General features: G+C 72.1%; 5 protein-coding genes. 1 reads left to right on the forward strand and 4 read right to left on the reverse strand.

Annotated elements, in window-relative coordinates; all coding sequences use genetic code 11:
• The coding region (locus VGF64_17185) for a tryptophan--tRNA ligase (protein HEY1636496.1) at positions 1-573 on the forward strand (573 nt) is incomplete at its 5' end.
• 51 nt (positions 574-624) lie between these two features.
• Here the strand turns inward: VGF64_17185 and VGF64_17190 are convergent.
• The 4 genes from VGF64_17190 to VGF64_17205 form a co-directional block, all read right to left on the reverse strand.
• The gene (locus VGF64_17190; protein HEY1636497.1) at positions 625-1,170 is read right to left on the reverse strand and encodes an HD domain-containing protein; all 546 of its coding nucleotides are present in this window, start codon (positions 1,168-1,170) and stop codon (positions 625-627) included.
• Positions 1,167-1,901, reverse strand: a complete 735-nt coding sequence (locus VGF64_17195; protein HEY1636498.1) for a site-2 protease family protein — start codon at positions 1,899-1,901, stop codon at positions 1,167-1,169. The genes VGF64_17190 and VGF64_17195 overlap by 4 nt, the downstream gene beginning before the upstream one ends.
• 13 nt (positions 1,902-1,914) lie before the next feature.
• Positions 1,915-2,232 (reverse strand): TraR/DksA C4-type zinc finger protein, encoded by a 318-nt coding sequence (locus VGF64_17200; GenBank protein HEY1636499.1) that lies wholly within the window; start codon positions 2,230-2,232, stop codon positions 1,915-1,917.
• 33 nt (positions 2,233-2,265) lie between these two features.
• On the reverse strand, positions 2,266-3,035 hold a 770-nt coding region (locus VGF64_17205), incomplete at its 5' end, for a tyrosine recombinase (protein HEY1636500.1).

Consider the following 3,035-nt stretch of genomic DNA (forward strand, 5'->3'; position numbering starts at 1 on the left):
CGGGTCCCGGTGGGCGACGACCAGCGCCAGCACCTCGAGCTGACGCGGGACCTCGCCAACCGGTTCAATCACCGCTACGGCCCGACCTTCACCGTGCCCGAGGCGGCGATCCCCCGGGTGGGCGCCCGGGTGATGGACCTCCAGGAGCCGACTCGCAAGATGTCCAAGTCGGTGGAATCACCCCAGGGGACGATCTACGTCCTCGACGATCCCGCCGACATCGAGCGCAAGGTCAAGCGGGCCGTGACCGACAGTGGCTCCGACGTGGTCTACGACCCGGCGGACAAGCCCGGCGTCTCCAACCTGCTCGAGCTGCTGGGCGCGGCCACGGGGCGCAGCCCCCAGGATGCGGCCCAGGGCTACTCCTCCTACGGTCCCCTGAAGGCCGACGTGGCCGAGGCCCTGATCGAGCTGCTGCGCCCGGTTCGGGAGCGTCATGCCAAGCTGGCGGCGGACCAGGGCGGGCTGGAGGCGATCCTCGACATCGGGTCGGCCAAGGCCGAGCTGGTGGCGTCGGCGACCGCCGCTCGGGCCTCGGACGCCATCGGTCTGCTGCCCCGCCACCGCATCTGACCAGTGCGGACGGGCCGCAGCGGGCCTCGCCAAGCGGTCGCCAGGGGACCCTCAGTCGTCGTCGGCTGCCTTGAGGGCGGCGGCGACCCGAGAGGGGACGCCCCATCGCTCGGCCGGCAGGTGGTGCTCGGCCGCCCAGCGCACGGTCAGCGGGTCGCTCGCCGCCCGCTCGAGCAGCTCGGCCCCGATCCGGGAGTGGTCGAGATAGCGGCCGACCCGGCGGAGCGGCCCTCTCCCGCTCGCCCAGCGCTCGGCCCGGCGGTGGCCCGAGACCATCCCGACCACCGTGGCCGGCACCCGGCCGAGCGTGCCCAGCCCCGACTCGACCTTACCCACGTCGTGCAACAGGGCGGCGGCACGCACCGGCGGCGTGGCCTCGTCCGGTCCCAGCGCCACCACGACCCGCCGGGCCACTCCCACTGCATGGCGACGGTCGGGTCCGCTCATCCGTCGCCAGAGCGCCAGCTCCGGCGCGGTCAAGGTCTCCTCGACCCACTTCTCGGCCTCCCGGTCGGGCCCGGCCGGCGACAGCGCACCCGCGAAGCGGCGGACGAGATGACCCACAGGCGCGCTCGGGCGGCCCGAGGGTGGGGTCAACCCAGGAGGTTGGACCACAGGTTGAGGGCCGGATCGAAGATCCGGGTCAGGACCTGCGGGGCGAGCAGGACCAGGATCAGCACCAACGGCAGCGAGAACTGCCGGATGCGCAGGTATCCGGGCCACCAGCTCCTCGGCAGGACCCGCTCCACCACGGCCGAGCCGTCGAGCGGCGGGATCGGGATGAGGTTGAAGACGGCGAGTATCACGTTGGCGAAGCCCAGGATGAGGAGCACCTTCGGCAGCGTCTGCTGGGGGAAGCCGTGGGAGTCGAGCGGGATCGCCGTCGAACCGACCACCACCCGGTAGGCCAGCGCCGCGGCCACGGCCAGCACGATGTTGACCGCCGGTCCCACCAGGCTGACGAGCAGGCTCTCGTTGCGCGGGTGACGGAGGCGCCCGACGTTCACCGGTACGGGCTTGGCGTAGCCGATGGCGCCGAAGCCGACGAGCAGCATCAGGGCAGGCAGGATGATCGTGCCGAAGGGGTCGATGTGCGCCAGCGGGTTGAGCGTCAGCCGCCCCGCCCGCTTGGCCGTGTCGTCGCCGAAGGCCAGGGCCACGACCCCGTGGGACACCTCGTGGAGGATGATCGACGGGATCAGCACGGCGAAGAACACGAGGGTGTCCATCGAGATCACGTGCCGGCTCAGCACGATGTAGACGAGGGCGATGAGGAGGAGGACCGCGATTCCCTGGTACTGCCGGGCCCCTCGGTTCACCGACGCCATCGGGACCCGGTCCTCAGCGCTTGGATGCGCAGTCGATGCAGGTGCGGGCGGCCGGCTTGGCCTCGAGGCGGGCCACCGCGATGGGCTTGCCGCAGGACTCGCATTGCCCGTAGGTGCCCGCGCCCAGCTTGTCCAAGGCGTCCTCCACCTCGGTAAGGGCGTCCCTCAGCTGGAGGGCGAGGGTCTCGGCTTCGCCCCGCTCCGCCGTGACCTGGCTCGAGTCGGCGAAGTTGGCATCGTAGGAGAGGCTGCCGCCGTCACCGAAGCCCAGCTCAGCGAGCTTGTCGCGCAGCTGGCCGCGCTCCTCCTCCAAGAGGGCACGATAATCCACGGTCGGGGCGTCGTTCGGCACAGGATGACAAGGTTACCGTCCCTGGGTCGGATCAGCGCGCGGATGAGCACGGTCGTAGGCCTGCCTGAGCCGGTCGGCGGAGACCCTGGTGTACACCTGAGTCGTGGCGATGGAGGCGTGGCCCAGCATCTCCTGGACCACCCGGATGTCGGCGCCGTGGTCCAACATGTGGGTGGCGCAGGAGTGGCGCAGGACGTGGGGGCTCAGGCGGGACCCGAGGCCCACCCGCTCGCCGTGGAGGCGGACGATCGCCCACGCCCCCTGCCTCGTCAGGCGGCCGCCCCGCAGGTTGAGGAACACCGCCTCGGCGTCGTTGCGACGGGCCCACCGGCGCGGGACCAGGGCGCCGCGACCCGCTGGCTCCAGCCACTCGGCCAGGGCCCGCCGGGCACAGCGGCCCACGGGGACCAGTCGCTCTTTCGACCCCTTTCCGAAGGCGCGCAGCGTCCCGTCCGACAGGGCCAGGTCCGACAGCGACAGGCCGACCAGCTCGGAGATCCGCAGCCCCGTGCCGTAGAGGACCTCGAGGATGGCCCGGTCCCGCCGGGCCGGCGGGTCGTTACCGGCGACAACTCCGAGGAGGGCGCCGATCTCGTCCTCGGTGAGGGCCTTGGGCAGACCGAGGGGCACCGGCGCCCGCTCGACATCGCCGGTCGGGTCGACCCCGGCGTGTCCCTCGTCCAGGCAGAAGCGGTGGAAGCCGCGCACGGCGGCCAGGGCCCTGGCCACCGAGGCCGGCTTGCGGCCGCTGGCCTGCAGAAAGAACAGATAGTCCTGCACCA

This window comes from Acidimicrobiales bacterium (assembly GCA_036491125.1).
Lineage (GTDB): Bacteria > Actinomycetota > Acidimicrobiia > Acidimicrobiales > AC-9 > AC-9.